Source organism: Lacrimispora indolis DSM 755 (assembly GCF_000526995.1).
GTDB classification, from domain to species: Bacteria; Bacillota; Clostridia; order Lachnospirales; family Lachnospiraceae; genus Lacrimispora; species Lacrimispora indolis.
The window spans coordinates 711,047-731,105 of record NZ_AZUI01000001.1 but is presented as its reverse complement, the minus strand read 5'-3'; the positions used below and the strand labels follow the sequence as shown (position 1 = coordinate 731,105).

General features: G+C 45.4%; 16 protein-coding genes. 13 read left to right on the top strand and 3 right to left on the bottom strand.

What is annotated here, in order from left to right; genetic code table 11:
* The first annotated feature begins 93 nt into the window (after nt 1-93).
* The 11 genes from K401_RS0103440 to K401_RS0103385 all read left to right on the top strand — a co-directional run bounded on the left by K401_RS0103440 (nt 94) and on the right by K401_RS0103385 (nt 15,540).
* A complete protein-coding gene (locus tag K401_RS0103440; RefSeq protein WP_024291662.1) occupies nt 94-1,305 on the top strand; it encodes a phosphoglycerate kinase in 1,212 nt (403 codons plus the stop codon).
* Between the two features lie 55 nt (nt 1,306-1,360).
* Nucleotides 1,361-2,113 carry a triose-phosphate isomerase gene (tpiA, locus tag K401_RS0103435; RefSeq protein ID WP_024291661.1) on the top strand — a complete coding sequence of 251 codons (753 nt, stop codon included), beginning with the start codon at nt 1,361-1,363 and terminating at the stop codon, nt 2,111-2,113.
* Nucleotides 2,114-2,360: 247 nt separating this feature from the next.
* A complete protein-coding gene (gene gpmI / locus K401_RS0103430; protein ID WP_024291660.1) occupies nt 2,361-3,899 on the top strand; it encodes a 2,3-bisphosphoglycerate-independent phosphoglycerate mutase in 1,539 nt (512 codons plus the stop codon).
* Nucleotides 3,900-4,156: 257 nt separating this feature from the next.
* A complete protein-coding gene (locus K401_RS0103420; RefSeq protein WP_024291659.1) occupies nt 4,157-5,404 on the top strand; it encodes a hypothetical protein in 1,248 nt (415 codons plus the stop codon).
* A gap of 8 nt (nt 5,405-5,412) precedes the next feature.
* Nucleotides 5,413-7,191, top strand: coding sequence for an ABC transporter ATP-binding protein (locus K401_RS0103415; protein ID WP_024291658.1), 1,779 nt, complete (start codon nt 5,413-5,415; stop codon nt 7,189-7,191).
* A gap of 38 nt (nt 7,192-7,229) precedes the next feature.
* Nucleotides 7,230-8,096 carry a DegV family protein gene (locus tag K401_RS0103410; RefSeq protein ID WP_024291657.1) on the top strand — a complete coding sequence of 289 codons (867 nt, stop codon included), beginning with the start codon at nt 7,230-7,232 and terminating at the stop codon, nt 8,094-8,096.
* A gap of 27 nt (nt 8,097-8,123) precedes the next feature.
* On the top strand, nt 8,124-9,566 hold the full coding sequence (locus K401_RS0103405) for a sensor histidine kinase (protein ID WP_024291656.1): 1,443 nt from the start codon (nt 8,124-8,126) through the stop codon (nt 9,564-9,566).
* A 17-nt stretch (nt 9,567-9,583) separates the two neighbouring features.
* Nucleotides 9,584-10,663, top strand: a complete 1,080-nt coding sequence (locus tag K401_RS0103400; RefSeq protein WP_330363130.1) for a GerMN domain-containing protein — start codon at nt 9,584-9,586, stop codon at nt 10,661-10,663.
* 62 nt (nt 10,664-10,725) lie between these two features.
* Entirely contained in the window at nt 10,726-13,209 is a 2,484-nt protein-coding gene (locus tag K401_RS0103395) for a ComEC/Rec2 family competence protein (protein WP_024291654.1), read from the top strand.
* A gap of 100 nt (nt 13,210-13,309) precedes the next feature.
* Nucleotides 13,310-14,281: a DNA polymerase III subunit delta gene (gene holA, locus K401_RS0103390; RefSeq protein ID WP_024291653.1), complete on the top strand. Its 972-nt coding sequence runs from the start codon at nt 13,310-13,312 to the stop codon at nt 14,279-14,281.
* Nucleotides 14,282-14,337: 56 nt separating this feature from the next.
* Nucleotides 14,338-15,540, top strand: coding sequence for an AI-2E family transporter (locus K401_RS0103385; RefSeq protein ID WP_024291652.1), 1,203 nt, complete (start codon nt 14,338-14,340; stop codon nt 15,538-15,540).
* A 191-nt stretch (nt 15,541-15,731) separates the two neighbouring features.
* On the opposite strand, the gene K401_RS0103380 is transcribed toward K401_RS0103385, so the two are convergent.
* From K401_RS0103380 to K401_RS31705, 3 genes are read right to left on the bottom strand one after another with little or no spacing between them, the layout of a single operon-like run.
* The gene (locus K401_RS0103380; RefSeq protein ID WP_024291651.1) at nt 15,732-15,923 is read right to left on the bottom strand and encodes a DUF6774 domain-containing protein; all 192 of its coding nucleotides are present in this window, start codon (nt 15,921-15,923) and stop codon (nt 15,732-15,734) included.
* Between the two features lie 57 nt (nt 15,924-15,980).
* Complete coding sequence (locus tag K401_RS0103375; protein ID WP_334291565.1) at nt 15,981-16,442, bottom strand: ImmA/IrrE family metallo-endopeptidase; 462 nt, start codon at nt 16,440-16,442, stop codon at nt 15,981-15,983.
* A 16-nt stretch (nt 16,443-16,458) separates the two neighbouring features.
* Nucleotides 16,459-16,941 carry a helix-turn-helix domain-containing protein gene (locus tag K401_RS31705; RefSeq protein ID WP_024291649.1) on the bottom strand — a complete coding sequence of 161 codons (483 nt, stop codon included), beginning with the start codon at nt 16,939-16,941 and terminating at the stop codon, nt 16,459-16,461.
* 138 nt (nt 16,942-17,079) lie between these two features.
* Here K401_RS31705 and K401_RS0103365 point away from each other — a divergent pair, with 138 nt between their 5' ends.
* Nucleotides 17,080-17,373, top strand: a complete 294-nt coding sequence (locus tag K401_RS0103365; protein ID WP_024291648.1) for a hypothetical protein — start codon at nt 17,080-17,082, stop codon at nt 17,371-17,373.
* Nucleotides 17,374-17,488: 115 nt separating this feature from the next.
* On the top strand, nt 17,489-20,053 hold the full coding sequence (locus K401_RS0103360; protein ID WP_024291647.1) for a peptidoglycan-binding protein: 2,565 nt from the start codon (nt 17,489-17,491) through the stop codon (nt 20,051-20,053).
* The last annotated feature ends 6 nt before the right edge of the window (nt 20,054-20,059 follow it).

The following is a 20,059-nucleotide window of genomic DNA, read 5'->3' as shown; positions in this document are numbered from 1 at the left end:
GAAATACCTTCCAGGTATCCCTTTACACCCGATAATGCGGGGTGGGCCCTGCCCAGAAAACGTGGGCAGTAAATAGGAAAGGAGCATTGAAGCATGCTTAATAAGAAAACAGTTGATGATTTATCCGGATTACAGGGAAAGAAAGTTTTAGTGAGATGTGATTTCAACGTACCGTTAAAGGATGGAGTGATTCAGAACTTTAACAGAATTGACGGAGCCGTTCCTACAATCAAGAAATTATTGGATCAGGGTGCAAAGGTGATTCTGTGCTCCCATTTAGGAAAGCCAAAGGGCGAGCCTCTTCCGGAGATGTCATTAGAGCCGGTTGCTCCAGCTTTAAGCGAAAGACTTGGCGTAGAGGTTAAATTTGTAAACGATCCAAAGGTAACAGGTCCTGAGACAAGGAAGGTTGCTGAGGAATTAAAGGATGGAGAAGTTCTGCTTCTTCAGAATACCCGCTACAGAGTGGAGGAGACAAAGTACGGCAAGGATGAGAGTGCAGAAGAGTATGCAAAAGAGCTGGCGTCTCTTTGCGACGGTATATTCGTAAACGATGCATTCGGTACCGCTCACAGAGCTCATTGCTCCAATGTGGGCGTTACCAAATATACAGCCACCAACGTAGTTGGTTATCTGATGGAAAAGGAAATCAAATTTCTTGGCCAGGCAGTGGAGAATCCCGTACGTCCTTTCGTCGCAATCCTGGGAGGAGCAAAGGTTTCCGATAAGATCAACGTAATCAATAACCTTCTTGATAAAGTTGATACCTTAATCATCGGCGGCGGTATGGCTTACACCTTTGCAAAGGCTCAGGGCAAAGAGATCGGTAATTCCTTATGTGAAGAAGACAAGCTTGATTATGCTTTGGAGATGATCAAGAAAGCGGAAGACAAAGGCGTAAAGCTGCTGCTTCCTGTAGATAACTTAGAAGGCAAGGAGTTTTCCAATGATACGGAAAGAAAAGTGGTAGAGGTCATTGACGCAGGCTGGTCAGGCTTTGATATCGGACCGAAAACCATCGAACTTTTCAAGAATGCTTTAAAAGGCGCCAAGACCGTTGTATGGAACGGGCCTATGGGAGTATTTGAATTCTCCAATTTTGCAGAAGGTACTTTAGAGGTTTGCCGCGCAGTTGCAGAGCTTTCTGATGCCACTACGGTAATCGGAGGCGGTGATTCCGTGAATGCGGTTAAGAGACTTGGTTTTGCTGACAAGATGACACATATCTCCACAGGCGGCGGCGCTTCCCTTGAATTCCTGGAAGGCAAGGAACTGCCGGGCGTGGCTGCAGCAGACAATAAGTAAGAGAAAAGGGAGATCCCGGTCTTCTGAATGACGAACATAAAGGAAGGTTGATACTATGTCCAGAAAGAAAATTATAGCAGGTAACTGGAAAATGAATATGACTCCCACCGAAGCGGTGGAGCTGGTAAATACATTAAAGCCTCTGGTAGCAAATGATGAGGTAGACGTTGTTTTCTGTGTTCCGGCTATTGATATCATACCGGCTATGGAAGCCGCAAAGGGAACCAATATCCACATCGGCGCTGAAAACATGTACTATGAGGATAAGGGCGCTTATACCGGAGAGATTTCTCCTGGCATGTTAAAGGATGCAGGCGTGAAATACGTGGTGATCGGCCATTCCGAGAGAAGGGAATACTTTGCCGAAACAGATGAGACCGTGAACAAGAAGGTTTTAAAAGCCTTTGAATACGGCATCACTCCTATTGTTTGCTGCGGAGAATCTTTAACCCAGAGAGAACAGGGAATCACTCTTGACTGGATCCGTCAGCAGATCAAGATCGCTTTCTTAGGTGTGCCGGCAGAGAATGCGGCAAATGCGGTCATCGCTTACGAGCCAATCTGGGCCATTGGTACCGGAAAGGTGGCAACAACGGAGCAGGCTCAGGAGGTTTGTGCTGCTATCCGTGTGTGCATCGCTGAAATCTATGATGAAGCGACTGCAGAAGCGATCCGTATCCAGTATGGCGGTTCCGTATCCGCTGCAAGCGCACCGGAGCTGTTTGCACAGCCTGACATTGACGGCGGCCTGGTTGGCGGAGCATCTTTAAAACCGGAATTTGGAAATATCGTAAACTACAACAAATAAGTATATAAAAGCTGCTGCCCCTCTTCCTTAATCGGTGGGGCAGCAGTTTTTGGCCCAGGGGAAAATACCAGGCATCAGAGCCCTGATATTATTTTGTCATTCACCGGTTGCAAGAAATGTGCAAATCATGTAAAATGTAATCTGTGAGACAATGATTTCCATAAGATTTCCCACATTTTGGAGCATGATGATATATCAGGATGCTTCCATTACAATAGAATGAAGAAGAGGAAAAGGAGAACTAGTTATGAGCAGAAAACCAGTTGTATTAATGATACTTGATGGTTACGGATTAAATGATAACTGCGATCATAACGCTGTTTGTGAAGGCAAGACCCCCATCATGGATCAGCTTATGAGCCAGTGTCCTTTTGTTAAAGGCAATGCCAGCGGACTGGCGGTAGGTCTTCCTGACGGACAGATGGGTAATTCAGAGGTAGGGCATTTGAATATGGGCGCAGGGCGCATCGTATATCAGGAGCTTACCAGGATTACAAAATCAATAGAAGACGGCGACTTTTTTGAAGTTGCGGAATTTTTACAGGCAGTGGAAAACTGCAAGAAATCCGGATCAGCCCTTCATATGTGGGGTCTGGTATCTGATGGCGGGGTACACAGCCATAACACCCATATTTACGGCTTGTTAGAGCTGGCAAAGAGAAACGGTCTGGACAAGGTTTTCGTTCATTGCTTCCTGGATGGACGTGATACACCTCCTGCTTCCGGAAAGGGCTTTGTAGAAGCACTGGAAGAAAAGATGAAAGAAATCGGCACAGGCAAGGTGGCTTCTGTTATGGGCCGTTATTATGCCATGGACCGTGATAACCGCTGGGACCGTGTGGAGCGGGCATACAATGCCCTGACAAAGGGAGAAGGAAACCATGGGGAATCGGCTGCTGCCGGAATCCAGGCTTCCTATGACAAAGAGGTTTATGATGAGTTTGTGGAGCCATTTGTTGTGACAGAGGCTGGAAAACCCCTAGCAACCGTAAATGACGGCGATTCCGTGATCTTCTTTAATTTCCGCCCTGACAGGGCCAGAGAAATCACCAGAGCGTTCTGCGATGATGAATTTAAGGGATTTGCCAGAGAAAAGCGCTTAAACCTGACCTATGTATGCTTTACGGATTACGATAAAACCATTGATAACAAGGTGGTTGCCTTTAAAAAGGAATCCATTGCAAACACCTTCGGTGAATTTTTGGCCAAGAACAACATGACTCAGGCCAGAATCGCGGAAACTGAAAAATATGCCCATGTAACATTTTTCTTTAACGGCGGTGTGGAAGCGCCTAATGAAGGAGAGGACAGGATCCTGGTTCCGTCTCCAAAGGTCGCCACCTATGACTTACAGCCTGAGATGAGCGCTCCCATTGTTTGCGACAAGCTGGTGGAGGCTGTCAAATCCGGAAAATACGATGTGATTATCATTAATTTTGCAAACCCGGATATGGTAGGCCATACAGGAATCGAGACCGCAGCCATCAAAGCCATTGAGACAGTGGATGCATGTGTGGGAAGAACTGTGGATGCCATCAAGGAAACAAATGGCATTCTGTTCATCTGTGCTGACCACGGAAATGCGGAGCAGCTTTTGGATTATGAGACAGGAGAACCTTTTACTGCCCATACCACCAACCCGGTTCCGTTTATCCTGGTAAATGCAGACCCATCCTACAAGCTGAGAGAAGGCGGATGCCTGGCCGATATCGCTCCGACTCTGATCGAACTGATGGGATTAGAACAGCCAAAAGAAATGACAGGAAAATCTTTACTTGTGAAATGAGTTTAGGAAGTTATGTCAAAAAAGGGCTTTCCAGTGCTGCACTGGACGGCCCTCTTTTTTTCTCCAAGTGAATCAATGGGATATGTTTGCCCATTCAGGGTTGAAGACATTTTTCTTTCAGCCTTGAATGTCCGGCTGAGGCAGACAAGGTTTTTTAATGTAAATTGAAAAATTAAATTCGTCCATATTCGTTTTATGCTTCCATTTCTTATGAAAATACGATAGAATAGAGAAAGATATCTTAGGAAGGGTTTCAGATGAGTATTCGAATCAGATTTTCTTTGGAGCCAAAGAAAAAAATTTTCTCAGGGATTAGCTGGAATTGCCAGTCGGCAGAAGGTATGGCAAAAAAGCTGGCAAAGGAAATGGGGTACCATTGTTTTCGGATCGAAGGTTTTTTGCTTGTCCAGCTGTGCCAGGAAGGCTATATCTGGCTTAAGTGGAGCAGGAACAAGCTTCAGGGGGAGAGTCAGACTAACATTGCCGGCCCAGGTTTTCATGCGGCGGCCATTCATTTTCTGGAGAGGCTTGCAAAAGAGGAAAAGCTAAGGCTAAAGGTCGAGGACAGGACCGGATATTATATGAAAAGGGATTTTCTTGCCATGAGGCAGAAGCACTTTTATCAGTGGTTTTCTGACCTTATGAAGCTGGTGTCCGGATGGGGCGAAGATGGGGAATACATGTTTTGCTGGCCTTCGGTTTATTATGTACCGGACCGTCAGGAGGGAAAACTGATCACCCATATTCGGTCATTTTCTTTTAAAGAGATAAAAGGGATGATACATTCTGGTATAGGGGTCGTATTTGCCAGGGATTTTTTTGTATGGAATGAACTGGAAAAGGATGCCTGTTTTTACAGAAACAGTGCCCTGGTCCTGCTTCACCAGTTCTGCTATTTCATGCCGTCAGGCCGAAGCAAACAGGATCAGCAGGTGAACCGGGAGATCATCGAACTCCTTGAAAAGACGCTTTCCATGGATCGCAAGCTTCCCTTTCCAAAGAAAGAATATTTGGAGGTATGCAGCCTTGACGGCCATATTCCTGTGGATTTGAAAGGCGTGGTGTCCTTGACGGAGGAGGATTCCATCGGCTGTCGAAAGCATCTGGTTTACCGGAAGATCGGCAATATGAGCTTTGGGATCCCGGGGAATTTTCTTTACGATGAGTCATATAACGGCACCATGGACCACTACTATGACGGAAAAGGGTATGGGGGCCATGATTATTACGTTTACGCAGCGGTTTTTGAAGGACGTAAGGCTGAGTTTAAGAAGCAGTGGTTTGAGCAGGGGAAAGGGCCTGAAATCATGGACTTTGACGTAGGAGAGGCCAAGGCCCGGGCGGCATTTTATGAGCCGGAGGAACGGGAAGGAGAAATCCTTTATGGGATGTCAGCACAGGTATTATATAAGGAACAGCGTATGAACATTAATATTGTGAGCAGAAAGCCGGGGGAAAAAGATTGGGCTTTAGGGCTCATTAAGAATATTAAGATTACAGAGTAGAGGATTATATGAAACAGAATGAGATGCGAACGGGCACATTGCTGAAGCGCTTTGTGCCCTATTATAAAAAATATACGAAAGTCATGATCATGGATTTATTCTGTGCGTCGCTTACCACCATTTGTGAAATGGTGCTTCCTTTGATTCTGCGTTATATCACCAATCAGGGACTAAGAGATATCACAACCCTTACGGTACAGATGATCGTAGGAATCGGCGCTCTTTATTTCGGTCTCAGGATCATAGACGGAATGGCCAGTTTTTATATGGCTTACACAGGTCATGTCATGGGAGCGGCCATTGAGACAGACATGAGACAGGATGCATTTGCACATTTGCAGAAGCTGTCGGATAACTATTTTAACAATACAAAGGTTGGGCAGATCATGTCCCGGATCACCAGTGACCTATTTGATGTGACGGAATTTGCCCATCACTGTCCGGAGGAATTTTTTATTGCCTTCCTAAAGACAGTGGTATCCTTTATTATATTGTCGGGAATCAGTCTTCCTTTGACGCTTATTATTTTCCTGTTGATCCCGGTTATGGCAGTATCCTGTACTTACTTTAACTTACAGGTGAGAAGGGCCTTTAAACACCAGAGAAACCACATCGGAGAGCTGAATGCCAGGATCGAAGACAGCCTTCTTGGAAACCGGGTGGTCCGGGCCTTTGCAAACGAAAAGATCGAGATCGAAAAATTCAACAAGGATAATCTGGAATTTTTGGAGATCAAGCGGAAAACCTATAAATACATGGCTGCTTTCCAGAATACCATCCGGATGTTTGACGGCCTGATGTATGTGGTGGTCATTGTTGCAGGCGGTATATTTATGATAAAGGGGCTGATTGAGCCGGGAGATCTGGTGGCTTACACCCTGTATGTGACCACGCTTCTTGCCACCATCCGAAGGATCATCGAATTTGCGGAGCAGTTCCAGAGAGGAATGACCGGAATTGAACGATTTATGGAGTTAATGGATGCCAGCGTGGATATCTTTGATGAAGAAGGGGCAAAACCTCTTCATGATGTAAAAGGAAATATTACCTTTCAACGGGTATCCTTTGAATACCCGGATGACCATAATCCGGTGCTGACTGATGTGAACCTTGATATCAGGCCAGGAGAAAGAGTGGCTCTAGTTGGCCCTTCCGGTGGCGGAAAAACCACGTTATGCAACTTAATCCCCCGTTTCTATGATCCTACAGAGGGTGAGATCCTCATTGACGGCCAGGATATTAAAAATGTGACCCTGGAGAGCTTAAGAAGCACCGTAGGCGTGGTGCAGCAGGATGTGTACCTGTTCTCAGGAACAGTTTTTGAAAATATTGAGTACGGGCATCCGGGAGCTTCCAAAGAGGAAGTGATCCAGGCGGCAAAACTGGCCGGTGCCCATGAATTTATAACAGGGCTTAAAGATGGCTATGATACTTATGTGGGAGAACGGGGCGTAAAGCTTTCCGGAGGACAGAAACAGCGCATCAGCATTGCAAGGGTATTTCTTAAGAATCCTCAGGTGCTCATCCTTGATGAAGCCACCTCTGCACTTGACAATGAGAGCGAGCATCTGGTTTCCCAGTCCCTGGACCGCCTGGCAGTAGGCCGAACTACCTTGACCATTGCCCACCGCCTTACCACCATTCAGAATGCGGACCGGATTCTGGTGCTGTCTGACAGCAATATTGTGGAGGAAGGAAATCATGAGGAACTGCTGTTAAAGCGGGGTATGTATTATCAGCTTTATACTTCTGCAGGTGAGGAAGAGCAGACTGCCCTGACAGTGTAGTCAAATATTATTGCCTACAGAACTAAAGGAGAACGGAAATGAAGGTAGCGATAGTAACAGACAGCAACAGCGGAATGACCCAGAAGCAGGGGGTGGAAGCCGGGATTTATGTAGTGCCCATGCCCTTTATGATGGCTGGGGAGACGTTTTATGAGGATATCAGCCTGACACGGAGGGATTTCTATGAAAAGCTGGAGGAAGGGGTAGATATTTCCACCTCTCAGCCTTCTCCTGCGGATATCCTGGATTTGTGGAACAGGCTTTTGGAGGAATATGAGGAAATCGTCCACATTCCCATGTCCAGCGGGTTAAGCAGCGCATGCCAGACCGCCCTTATGCTGGCAGATGATTACGAGGGAAAGGTGTTTGTGGTCAACAACCAAAGGATTTCAGTCACCCAAAGGCAGTCGGTTCTGGAAGCCAAAAGCATGGCGGATTCCGGTATGAACGCTGCTGCAATCAAAGAGAAGCTGGAAGACACCAAGCTGGATTCCACTATATATATTACCTTAGATACGCTGGAATACTTAAAAAAGGGCGGCAGGATCACTCCTGCGGCGGCTCTATTAGGAACATTTTTAAGGATCAAACCGGTTCTTACCATTCAGGGAGAGAAGCTGGACGCCTTTGCCAAGGCAAGAACCATGAAACAGGCCAAAACCATGATGGTCACAGCAGCAAAAAAGGATATGGAGGAGCGTTTCGGTGATCCGGAAGGGCTTCGCACCGGCATAGCCGTTGCCCATTCCAATAACGAAGCGGCTGCCATGGAATTTAAGAAGGAGCTGGAAGAGATTTTCCCGAAGACAGGGGAAATTTACGTGGACAATCTTTCTTTAAGCGTATCCTGCCACATTGGGCCGGGAGCCCTGGCAATTGCCTGTACCAAAAGGCTGGACGTATGACAGAAATGAAGTTGGAGGTGGGCGGACATGTTCCAGATAAAGATTTTTAATCAGAAACATGCCATGAGCCTGCGGTTCACCCTGATCATCGTTCTTCTGGTGGTGGGCTGCATACCTATAATGATCCAGAACTCGGTCATGCTGGGGGCTTACCAGCAGAACCTCATTGAGTCCAGAATGCAGGAAATTCAAAACCAGTGCTGGATCTTAAGCAACAAGATGACAAGGATCGGATACTTGACCATGGAGCCAAAGGACCCGCTTCTTGACAACGAAATGTCCGTAAAGGCTGATATGTTTAATGGACGGATCGTGGTGGTGAACCGGAATTTCAGGATCATCAGCGATACCTTTTCCCTTTCCGTGGGCAAGCTTAACGTATCTGAGGAGGTCATCCGGTGTTTTGACGGGGAAAACAGCAGCAAGTATAATTCTGAAAAGCATTATTCAGCGCTGACCATCCCCATTTATTCCAACAGCCAGGAAAAAGAAATCGCAGGAGTCATGATCGTGACGGCATCTACAGAGGATCTGCTGAACCGGATCTCCATTGTGTCGGAAAAAGGACAATTCCTTCAGCTCATGATCGTTTCCGTTCTGGCCATATTTGTGGTTTTACTTGTAAAGTTTCTGATAAAACCCTTCCGGGAGCTGCAGCGGATGCTGAACAGGGCCGCGGAAGGAGATATGGATGAGGAGGTCAGTACCTATGCCTATAAGGAAACCATGCAGATTACGGAGACCATTAACCTGACCTTAAAGAAGCTGAAAGCGGTGGACCAGTCCAGGGAGGAATTCGTCTCAAACGTTTCTCATGAGCTGAAAACCCCCATCACTTCTATCCGGGTGCTGGCGGATTCCCTGATGGGGCTGGAAGACGTCCCGGCAGAACTTTACAGGGAGTTTTTAAGCGATATATCCGAAGAAATCGAGCGGGAAAACAAGATCATTGATGACCTTCTGTCTCTGGTCCGCATGGACAAGACTTCCGGAGGGAATTTAAATATCGCTCAGGTGAATATTAACGGCCTGCTGGAGCTGATCTTAAAGAGGCTGCGCCCTATTGCCGGAAAACGCAATGTTGAGCTGACCTTTGAAAGCATTCGGGAGGTCACTGCCGATGTGGATGAGATGAAGCTGTCTCTGGCTTTAAGCAATCTGGTGGAAAATGCCATTAAATACAATGTGGAAGGCGGCTGGGTCCGGGTGACCCTTGATGCGGATCATAAGTTTTTTTATGTAAAAGTGGCCGATTCAGGGATCGGAATCTCAGAAGAGTTCCAGGAGCATGTGTTTGAGCGGTTCTACCGGGTGGATAAGGCCAGATCCAGGGAAACAGGCGGCACTGGCCTTGGTCTTTCCATTACGAAAAAAATTGTGCTCATGCATCAGGGAGCATTGAAGCTTCAGAGCAAAGAGGGAGAGGGCTCCACATTTACCGTACGGATTCCCCTCACTTATATTTCTTAGAAACAGGAGGCTATTAGATGAAACGCCTTTCAGGCATCACTTTACGCCCGGTACACCCCATAATACGGGGTGCGCTGAAGCGGGGCGGGTTCTGCCCCGGCATACGGGCAGTCATAATAAAGCGGCTGACCACCGTTCTCCTCCTGGCCTGTGTTTTATGTCTGACCGGCTGTGAAAAAAGGGAAGGAAAGGAAACGGAAGCCATTGCTGATGTTTATCAGATTTATTACTTAAATTCCGCCATGACAAAGATGGAGCCACAGGAGTATCAGATGCCCCAAAAGCCGGAGGGGGACTTGGAAGAGCTGACGGACTGGAAAATCAGAAACTTAATGGAACAGCTTCGTACCGTGCCAAAGGACTTGGACCGGCAGGCCGCTGTCCCGGATAAGGTGGGCTTTGAGCGGTATAAGCTGGAGGATACGGTCCTTTATCTGTATTTTGATAATAATTATGCCATGATGAATGCCACCAGGGAGATCTTATGCAGGGCCTCTCTGGTAAGGACTCTGACTCAGGTAAAAGGGGTGGATTATGTTGCCGTATATACGGCGGAACAGCCCCTGATGGACAGCTCCGGAAGTCCGGTAGGCCCTATGGCAAACTCTGATTTTATTGACAACATCAGCAATGTCAATTCTTATGAAAAGACAGAACTGCCTTTGTATTTTGCCAATGATACAGGGGAGAAGCTGGTGAAGGAGACAAGGGAAGTGGTGCATAATGTAAACACTTCTCTGGAAAAACTGGTCATTGAGCAGCTGATTGCAGGTCCGGGCAGGCCAGGTTTGAATCCGACCCTGCCAAGGGATATAAAGCTTCTTAATGTGTCGGTCAATGAAAACATCTGTTATATTAATTTTGATTCCGCATTTCTTAATAACACACTGGAGGTAAAGGAATACATCCCGATTTATTCTATTGTGAATTCCCTGGCTGCGGCCTCCTCCGTCAATAAGGTGCAAATCACGGTGAACGGTTCTCAGGAGGTCATGTTCCGGGATTCTATTTCCTTAAACCAGCTTTTTGAACGGGACCTGGATTACAATGCGGAAAATGAAGAAGTACCAGATGATATAGGAGGAACAGAACAATAAAACGCCCATTATGTCTGATCGCAGGGGGATTTGTACTTGGAGAGACTGCTGCTTTGCTGGTTATGACATCCTGGCTTTTGATTCCGGCTTTTTTAGCTGCCGGGATTGTTCTTTATGGTTATTGGAGAGGCAGAAACCGGCTTTGGGTTCTTTTGCCTCTTCTTTTTTTATTCCTTGGCGCGGCCTGGGCTGGGCAAGACAGGGAAAGATGGAAAGGACGGGAAGCAAAGGCAGAACGAATATCAGAGGCCTATGTGGAAGTTCAGGGAAAGGTGTCATCACTGGAAGAAGTGAATGGGGTATTGAGGCTCACCTTGAAAGGGAACCAGGTGTGGGAATATGGGAAAGGCGGAAGGAATGAAGACTCCCGGCTTCTCCTTCCCGGCATTCTCGTGACAATGAAATCAACCTTTCAGATGAAGGAAGACGAATTATGTCTGGGGCAGATCGTAAGGATCAGAGGAGAGGCTCAGCCTTTCTCCCAGGCCAGAAATCCGGGGGAGTTTGATTCCAAAGCCTATTATCAGGCACAGGGACTGGACTGCAGGCTTTCCGGGGAGGAGCTGGAGATGGTAAATTCTGATCCTTCTCCCCTGCTTGAGGGGCTGCGACGGATCAGGGAGCGGGGGAAAGAAATCCTTTACCGGTATGGGGAAGAGGATGATGCCGGAATTTTTACGGCCGCAGTATTGGGGGATAAGGGCGGCATTTCCAGGGAGATTAAAACTCTATATCAGAAAAACGGGATCGCTCATCTTCTGGCGATCAGCGGCCTTCACATGTCCTTTGTGGGGATATTTCTTTACCGGATACTCAGGAAAGCCGGCCTTGGCTACGGCGGCTCCGGTCTGGCCGGGACGATTCTGATCGTTCTCTACGGAATTTTAACAGGGGGAGGACCTTCGGTCATGAGAGCGGTTATTATGATGAGCACGGGATTTTTAGCCTCCTATCTTGGGAGGACGTATGACCTTTTGTCTGCCGCCTCCATGGCACTCCTGCTTTTGGCCGTTGAATCACCCCTTCTTATCACTCAGGGAGGGGTTCAGCTATCCTTTGGGGCTGTCTTTGCCATAGGAGGGGTGAGTCCTGTAATAGAGCGCTGGATCGGGAAGGAAAAACCCCTGGCAGGCACTGTGTCCGCTGCCTTAGCCATTCAAATGGTCACCATGCCCTTCCTGTTTTATCATTTTTATCAGATTCCGCTTTACAGCCTTTTTCTTAATCTTCTTGTGATCCCACTGATGGGGGGCGTACTCTGCTCTGGATTCGCAGTAATTTTTCTTGGAAATGTAAGCCCTGTCATGGGTGTTTTTGCAGCAGGAACGGGACATTATATTCTGGTCTTATATGAGTTCCTTTGCAGGAAAGTGTCCCAACTTCCAGGCTATAGCCTGACCTTCGGGAGACCGGGGGCAGAACGGATGATGGCTTATGTTTTTCTGATGCTTGCAGGGCTGGTGCTTTTGGCAGTGTCGGGGAATGACCAGGGGGAGGCAGGAGGAGAAAATAAGGCTGGGGAGAAAGCGGAGAAGAAAAAAACTGAGGCCAGGAAAAAGGAAGAGGAGAAAGAAAAAGAAAATGGAAAGGGAAAGACTGAGACGAAGGAAAAAGAGAATAAAAAAACAAAGGTAAAGGAAATTTCATATCCAGGGAAAATGCTTATTCTTTTTGTGATGTATTGCCTATGCATCCTAATCTTTAAGCCTGGCCCGGTAAAGGGGCTGGAAGCTCTGTTCATTGATGTGGGGCAGGGGGACGGCATTTTGCTTCGGACGGAGAAGTTTTCAGTGCTGGTGGATGGAGGAAGTTCTTCAAAAAAATCTCTGGGAGAATACACCCTTGAACCGTGCATAAAGAGCCTGGGAGTTTCCGTGATCAATTACGCGTTTATCAGTCATGGGGATCTGGATCATTTAAGCGGAGTAGAATATCTTTTAGAATCCTGCGATGACATAAGAATACAAAATCTCATGCTTCCTTACCACGGAAGGCAGGACAAGTCCGTGATCAGGCTGGCAGAGCTTGCAGGGAAACGGGGGACAAAGGTATGGTACTTAACTGGGGGAGACAAAATTCAGGTTGGAAAGCTCCGGATCACCTGCATTTACCCCAAAGAGTCGGATGTACCGGAAAATACCAATGAGGAATCAGAAGTGCTTAAGATGGATTATGGAAACTGCCATATGCTGTTTACCGGCGACATGGGAGAAAGGGGGGAGGAACGGCTTCTTGAGCGGCCTGTGGAAATCAGGATGCTGGAAGAGGTCAATGTGTTGAAAACCGCGCATCACGGCTCTAAGTATTCATCCAGCCAGGCATTTCTTGATGTGGTTAAGCCGCGGTGGGCCGTTATATCCTACGGGGAAGGCAATTCCTACGGCCATCCTCATGAGGAAGTTTTGGATCGTTTGGAGAGACAGAAGGCAGAGGTTTTAAAAACCGGTGTGAGCGGGGCAATAAGGATGTGGACGGATGGGGAAATGATCCGGTTCACAAGTTTCATTGACGGAGATGGATTCTCCCGGTATAATAAGAGGAAATGAGGTTGGACAAGGCTTTCTTTCAACCTTGAGATGCCAGTTAAGCGGATATGCAGGCATATCCTTTAACTCATCAGTATGCAAAAATGAGAGGAATGACATCATGCAGACGCTGACTCAGGATATCAAAAATCACAGCTTCAAGCCGGTCTATCTTCTATATGGAGAGGAAGCATTTTTGAAGAACAGCTATAAAAATCAAATGAAGGCGGCCATTACGGCAGGCGATACCATGAACTTCAATCAGTTTGAAGGAAAGGGGATCGATGTGCGGGAGATCATCAGCCTGGGGGATACCATGCCCTTTTTTGCGGAAAAACGCCTGATTCTGGTGGAGAACAGCGGCTTTTTTAAATCAGTTTCTGAAGAAATGGTATCTTACCTGTCCCAGTTGCCGGATACCACCTGCCTGATCTTTGTGGAATCAGAGGTGGATAAGCGGAGCAAAATGTTTAAAAAGGTAAAGGAGCTGGGTTATGCAGCTGAAATGGAACGCCAGGATATGGCTCAGCTTGCCAGATGGGCGGGAACTTTGCTCTCCAGGGAAGGGAAGAAGATCACAGGTCATACCATGGAGCTGCTTCTTCACATGACCGGGGATGATATGGAAAACATCCGCATGGAACTGGAAAAGCTCATAAGCTATACTTTGGGAAGAGAGGTCATTACAGATGAGGATGTGGAAACCATCTGTACGGTTCGGACGACCAATAAGATTTTCGACATGGTGGCAGCGATCGTGAACCGGCAGACCAAAAAGGCCATGGATCTTTATGAGGACCTGCTAACCTTGAAAGAGCCCCCCATGAGGATCCTGTTTCTTATTGCCAGGCAGTTTAATCAGATTTTGCAGGTTAAGGAGCTGATGGGAAAGGGAATGGATAAGGGCGGTATTGCCTCAAAGCTTAAAATCCCCCCCTTTGCAGCAGGAAAGATCATGCCTCAGGCAAGGACCTTTTCCAGGGAACAGATTTTGTCTTATGTAAACTTGTGTGTGGAAGCGGAAGAGGCTGTGAAGACAGGAAGGCTTAATGACAGGATGGCAGTGGAATTGCTGCTGACACAAAAATATTAGGCTTTAAGGATTAAAACAGGTAAAATCTGGTTATTTTATTTGGAAAGGAGGTCAGGATGGAAGACTTACTGAAAAAAGAGCAGATAAGAGTATTTTTATCAAGACTGCTGCTTGCCATGCTGGTTATTATATTTTATAAAATTGTTATAAATTTTTCGGACGCAGTGATTTGGTTAAAATCATTTACAAAGGTGCTCATTCCCTTTTTTTATGGATTTGTCATAGCATATCTGTTAAATATTCCATGTTCCGCCCTGGAACGGCGTTTGAACAGGCCTGGATTTGGTCCCTTTAGAAAAAGTTCCAGAGGGATCAGCGTTTTTATTATTTATGCCCTGTTTATTGCTGCCGTTGTTCTGATCATAAACACGGTTATACCCCTGCTCCAGAAAAGCATATTGGATTTTATATCAAACTTCAATATTTACTATAATAATGCCATCATGTTCCTGGAGCATCTGCCGTTGGAAAAACTGGGCCTGTCGGAAATGGTGGAAAATATTCTGCCGCCCCAGACTGCCTGGAAAACTATGCTGGAGGGAGTCGGCCTGAAAGAAGTATTGGGTTCATTAAGTGCGGTTCTGGGTGTGACTTCCCATATTTTCAGCGGATTTATTACGATTGTAGCTTCCATATATTTTCTCCTGGAAACTCATAATTTTAAATTCCAGGTGAAACGGCTCATGAATTTGTTTCTTCGTGAAAGGGTCAGGAAAGCAGTTTTAAGATACGGAACCATAATCAATGACAGTTTTAAAAAATTCATTGTCTGCCAGCTTTTAGATTCTTTGATTTTATGTACCATAACTACCGTTGAATTTACCATACTTGGTTCCAGATATTCGGTAGCCCTTGGAATTATATTGGGTATCTGTAATATTGTACCTTATTTTGGCTCTATTTTTGGCTCCATTGGTGCTGTAATCATCATTGCATGCACAAGCGGAATCAATACTGGGGCAATCGCTGCCCTGGTCTTACTTGTCACCCAGCAGCTGGATGGAAATGTGATACAGCCAAAGCTTATGGGAAACTCATTTTCCTTAAGCCCGGCTTTGATTGTCATAGGAATCACTTTAGGCGGTGCAATTGCGGGGATATGGGGAATGATTTTGGCTGTGCCCGTTGTTCATATACTGAAGGTCATTGCCGGGGATTTCATAGCGGTCAGAGAAGAAAGGGCTGGTGAGGCCTGTGCAGGTCCCTATAAAGTCACTGCGGATCCTGCTCCCAAGGTCTCGTCCGATGGTAATGAATAAGGAGTTGTCTCATTTTATTGTATAGCTGGTTTATTGCTTTGAATCAATTAGGAAAAGCAGGTTCTTCGGAATCTGCTTTTCTGCTTGAAGGGTAAGAATGGAGCGCTGCTCTTTAAGATGATTGTTCATCTGTTATGCAGCACTTCATTCTTTATGGATCGGATTTTTACGAAATCCCCTTTTTATGGCTATCATTTACATTCGCTGGTGTCTTTTTCATCATCGCATTCACAGCAGAGATCCTGATGGGCTGATATGGTACCCAGTGTGTCACCAAGCTGTGAGAATATTGTGCTTAATAAAGCAAGTTCATCGGAAGACCGGCCTTCTGCGATGCAGCAAGCCAGGGAAGATACAAGCATTACAAGTTCACAGGATTGCATAAATAAATCACCTCTGGATAGTATATGTGGCAGAGAGGCGACAAGACAGAGAAAACCTCACACTAGCTTGTAAATATTGAAAGGTTCAAAGAGGATTAAGTAATTGTCTTTTTGTAATCCTTTTCCGTATTTTGCCTGATAGCATTGAAGGGCCTCCTGTAAAAACTCTTCCGTCACATTTAAGTGTTCCGCAATTTCATATCCATTTCGGCATCCCGCTTCCTTGGCTGCCACCAGCCTTTCTAAGGTTATCATTTTGTTGTAGGCCCATAAACGGGCGGTGCGTTCCTGCTTCTGGTTTGATACATCAGACTGGTCCAGAATGTCTCCGGTAGTGGTATGGTAGTGTCCCAGCTCTTCAGCCAGGACACAGGCCTTCTGGCAGTCCGTCATATCCTGGCGGATCAGGATCTGGGTGCCTCTGATCCTGCCGTCGTTAGCTATGAGCGGCCGTTCTTTTATGATGATTCCGTGGGAATCCGCTTCTTCTAATAAAGATTCATAGTTCAAATAAATCACCTCAATGAGTTATTTCTTATTCATCAAAAAAGGCATCATCATGCTGTTTCATTTCTTCGGTCACCTTGATGTCAGTTCTTTCATGAGCTGCTACCGGTTCTAAGTAAGCCCTGTTATTTCCATTTAAAATTTTTGCAATGTTTTGTTCCTTGCTGTATTCAGGGATATGGACCATCTCTCTGACGCGTTTTAAGGCTTCCTTCTGTCCCTTTTCATTTAAATGGTGAAAATTCTCAAGCATTTCTCCTGCATATTTCCCAAAACAGCCGCTTACGTAGTTAAATGCGGAAGCAGTATCACTCTCCCAGCCCATGAGATAGGCCGGCGTCGTCTTTAAGGCATTGGCAATGGCTATAATCTTTGACTGGGGAAGCCCCCTCCCGTCTACTTCGATCTTGTTGATGGAAGACCGGGATTTGTAGCCTGCTTTTATTGCCAGTTCTTCCTGGGAGAGTCCAAGTTCTTCCCGTCTTCGTTTAATGATCTGTCCTATTTCCAAAGGATCACCTCCATAAGAATATTATATCATGGTGTAGAAGAAAATTCAACAAAAATTCGAAACGGTGTTGACAAATATGGTACAGTGGAGTATGATAATGAATGTAGACAATATGACTACAAAAGAGGAGGAGATCGTATGACAGATACGGTTCGGCTAAATAATGAGATCAAAAAGTCCGGACTGAAAAAGGGGTGGATCGCGGCAGAACTGGGTTTGTCCAGCTACGGATTTTGGAGGAAAGTAAACAATGAGAACCAGTTTAAGGCAGGAGAGATCAAGGTGCTGTGCCGGTTGCTTAAGATTACGTCATTGAAAAAGAAGGATAAAATTTTTTTTGCTGACGAAGTAGACATAATGACTACAATTGGCGGCGGAGAAAGGAGGTTTTATATGCAGAATAGAAATGAGCATAGAGAGGTTGAAATCTAGTACAATACTCAAGATTAAGATTATACAATTTTTTTCCCATTATCTTATACGAGTATTAAACTGCAATTAATATCGCAGCTAGTAACACAATCAATATAAAAAAGGAGAGATACTTATGCTATTAAAAGGCGGAGATAAGGGTATTCAAGTAAAATACCTTCAGCAAGCATTAAAAATCATGTGCTGCAATCCAGGTTCCATTGATTCTGATTATGGACCAGGCACACAGGCAGCAGTTGAAAAGTTTCAGCAAGAGTGGGGCCTGGGGGTTGATGGAATCGTCGGTGATAAGACGTGGAATTGCCTTGTTGATGAAATTAAGCCGATTCAGCAGGCATTAAAGGATAAAGGCTTTTATAAAGAAGCAATTACCGGTATTGCTAAGGAAACTACCTATGGCGCTGTCATTTCTTTCCAGGAAAGCCGTGGATTGACAGCCGATGGTATGGTAGGCAATTCTACCCGCGCAAGGTTATTTAATGATGAAAATGGTGGAGATGATTTGATGCTTCCACTTAGTACTGGAGATAAGGGTGATTATGTTTTATATCTACAACACGGTCTGCGTATTATGTGCTGCAGCCCAGGCAGTATTGATGGTGTGTACGGATCTGGTACTGCGGCGGCAGTATCAAATTTTCAGAGCAAATACGGCATAGCTCAAACTGGCACATGTGATACTACAACGTGGAATAAATTAAAACAGTTAATTATAGAAATACAGAAGCGTCTTCAAAACAGAGGCTATAACGTTCCCTTAATTGATGGTATTGCAACATCTGCTTTGGCAGAAGCCATTAAGCAGTTTCAGGAAGCGAATTACTTAACTGCTGATGGTCAGGTTGGTCCTTCTACCTATGATATTCTTATGAGTGATATTCCAGATGGAGCTACTGATGCTTTACCGCTTAAACTAAAATCACGGGGGCCGAGAGTTCTATATTTCCAATATGCTCTGCGGATTAATTGCATTAATCCAAACGGCACAGATGGTGTCTTTGGGGCTGGAACTGAGGCTGGTGTAAAACGTTATCAGACCAAAGCCGGCATTACTTCGGATGGAATCGTTGGTACAGCTACCTGGGAGCAGATGCGTAAAGATATTACACCAATTCAGACTGCGTTGGGGAACAAGGGATATGATGTTGGATTTGTTGACGGCATAGCAACTGATAAGGTTTATAATGCAGTACTAAAATATCAGACAGAAAATGGTTTAACTGCCGATGGTATGGTTGGGACGGCGACAAAGGCTATGCTTTTAGGGGGGACTTCAGGCAGCGGCACAATATCCTCAACATTAAAGGCTGGATCTAATGGTTCTCTGACCTTATATCTGCAGAGATTACTCAATGAATTAGGCTTTCAGGTGGCATTAAATGGAATTTTTGATAACCAAACTCGTGATGCTGCGATTGCGTTCCAGAACGCAAATGGATTGGTAGCAGATGGTGTTGTAGGTGGAGGTACATGGAAAAAACTCTTTGAAATGTACCATGTGAACGTTTCTGGCAAAGGTGTTGAAAAGCTGATTCATGTTGCAAAACATGAGTTGGAGTGGGAATTTAAAGAAGATAACGCCAATAATATCACTCCTTACGGCCAGTGGTACGGAATGAATGGAAGCGCTTGGTGTGCAATGTTCGTTTCTTATTGCGCTTATCAGGCTGGTGTTATTGGCGATTTGGTTCCAAATTATGCATGGTGTCCGTCAGGTATGACATGGTACAAAGAAAGAAACAGATATTATAAGCGTAATAGTGGATATATTCCAAAACGGGGAGATATTATTTTCTTTTACAATAACGAGCTTGGAAGAGTTGCCCATACCGGTATCGTAATTGAGGGCGATGACAAATATATTACAACAATTGAGGGAAATACAAGCTTGGATCGCGTGCAGAAGTGCACATATAACCGTAACCATTCTACAATAGACGGATATGGCAGCAATGGCGGGGAAGCGATAGAAGTCCCAAAACCACCTACAGAGAAAGAAATAGAAAGTGTACTGCTGGATTATTACAGGGAGTTTTTAAAGGTATGTTATGTCGTACTCCCGTCTGATAAGATTAAGTTAAACCAGGCAGTTGAAATTCCTGTGCCGCCTGATAGCAAGATTATTGTTGAGGCAAGTGCAGAATCTACTTTGTTTGACAATAGTGCTAATAACTCCGGTTCTATAGTATGTGATATTAGCAATGGGAGGGCAATGTCAGGGCAGATAGATCTTAAAGATAAGATTTCTATTTCCTTAGAGGGATTTGAAGAGGCCCAAAGCATCTTGGACATTGTATTTGATATAAATTCGTCTGTTGAAGTAGGTGCTTCTGTGCTTGAATCAGGACTAAGAAGTGACACTACAGGAAATTGGGTGTATATAGCATACACTATTAAAAAAGAAGTCCAGGTTAAAGATGGTTTTCCACCGATTGAATTTGCATTCAAATATACATATTGTGTAAAAATTGAAAATGGTGGAGGTACTTCTGTGTTTGAACCAGTCTTTGCATTTGTTGAAAAATATAAATGGGAAATTGCAAAAGTTGGAGCTGGAATATTGGTAGTTATTGCAGTTGTCATTGCAGTTAAGGCAGGCGTGATAGCGGCAGGAGCAGGAGGATTAGCCACGCTTATTGCAAATATTTTAAGTAAACTTGCTCAAGTTGTCTTTGCTTAATTCAGA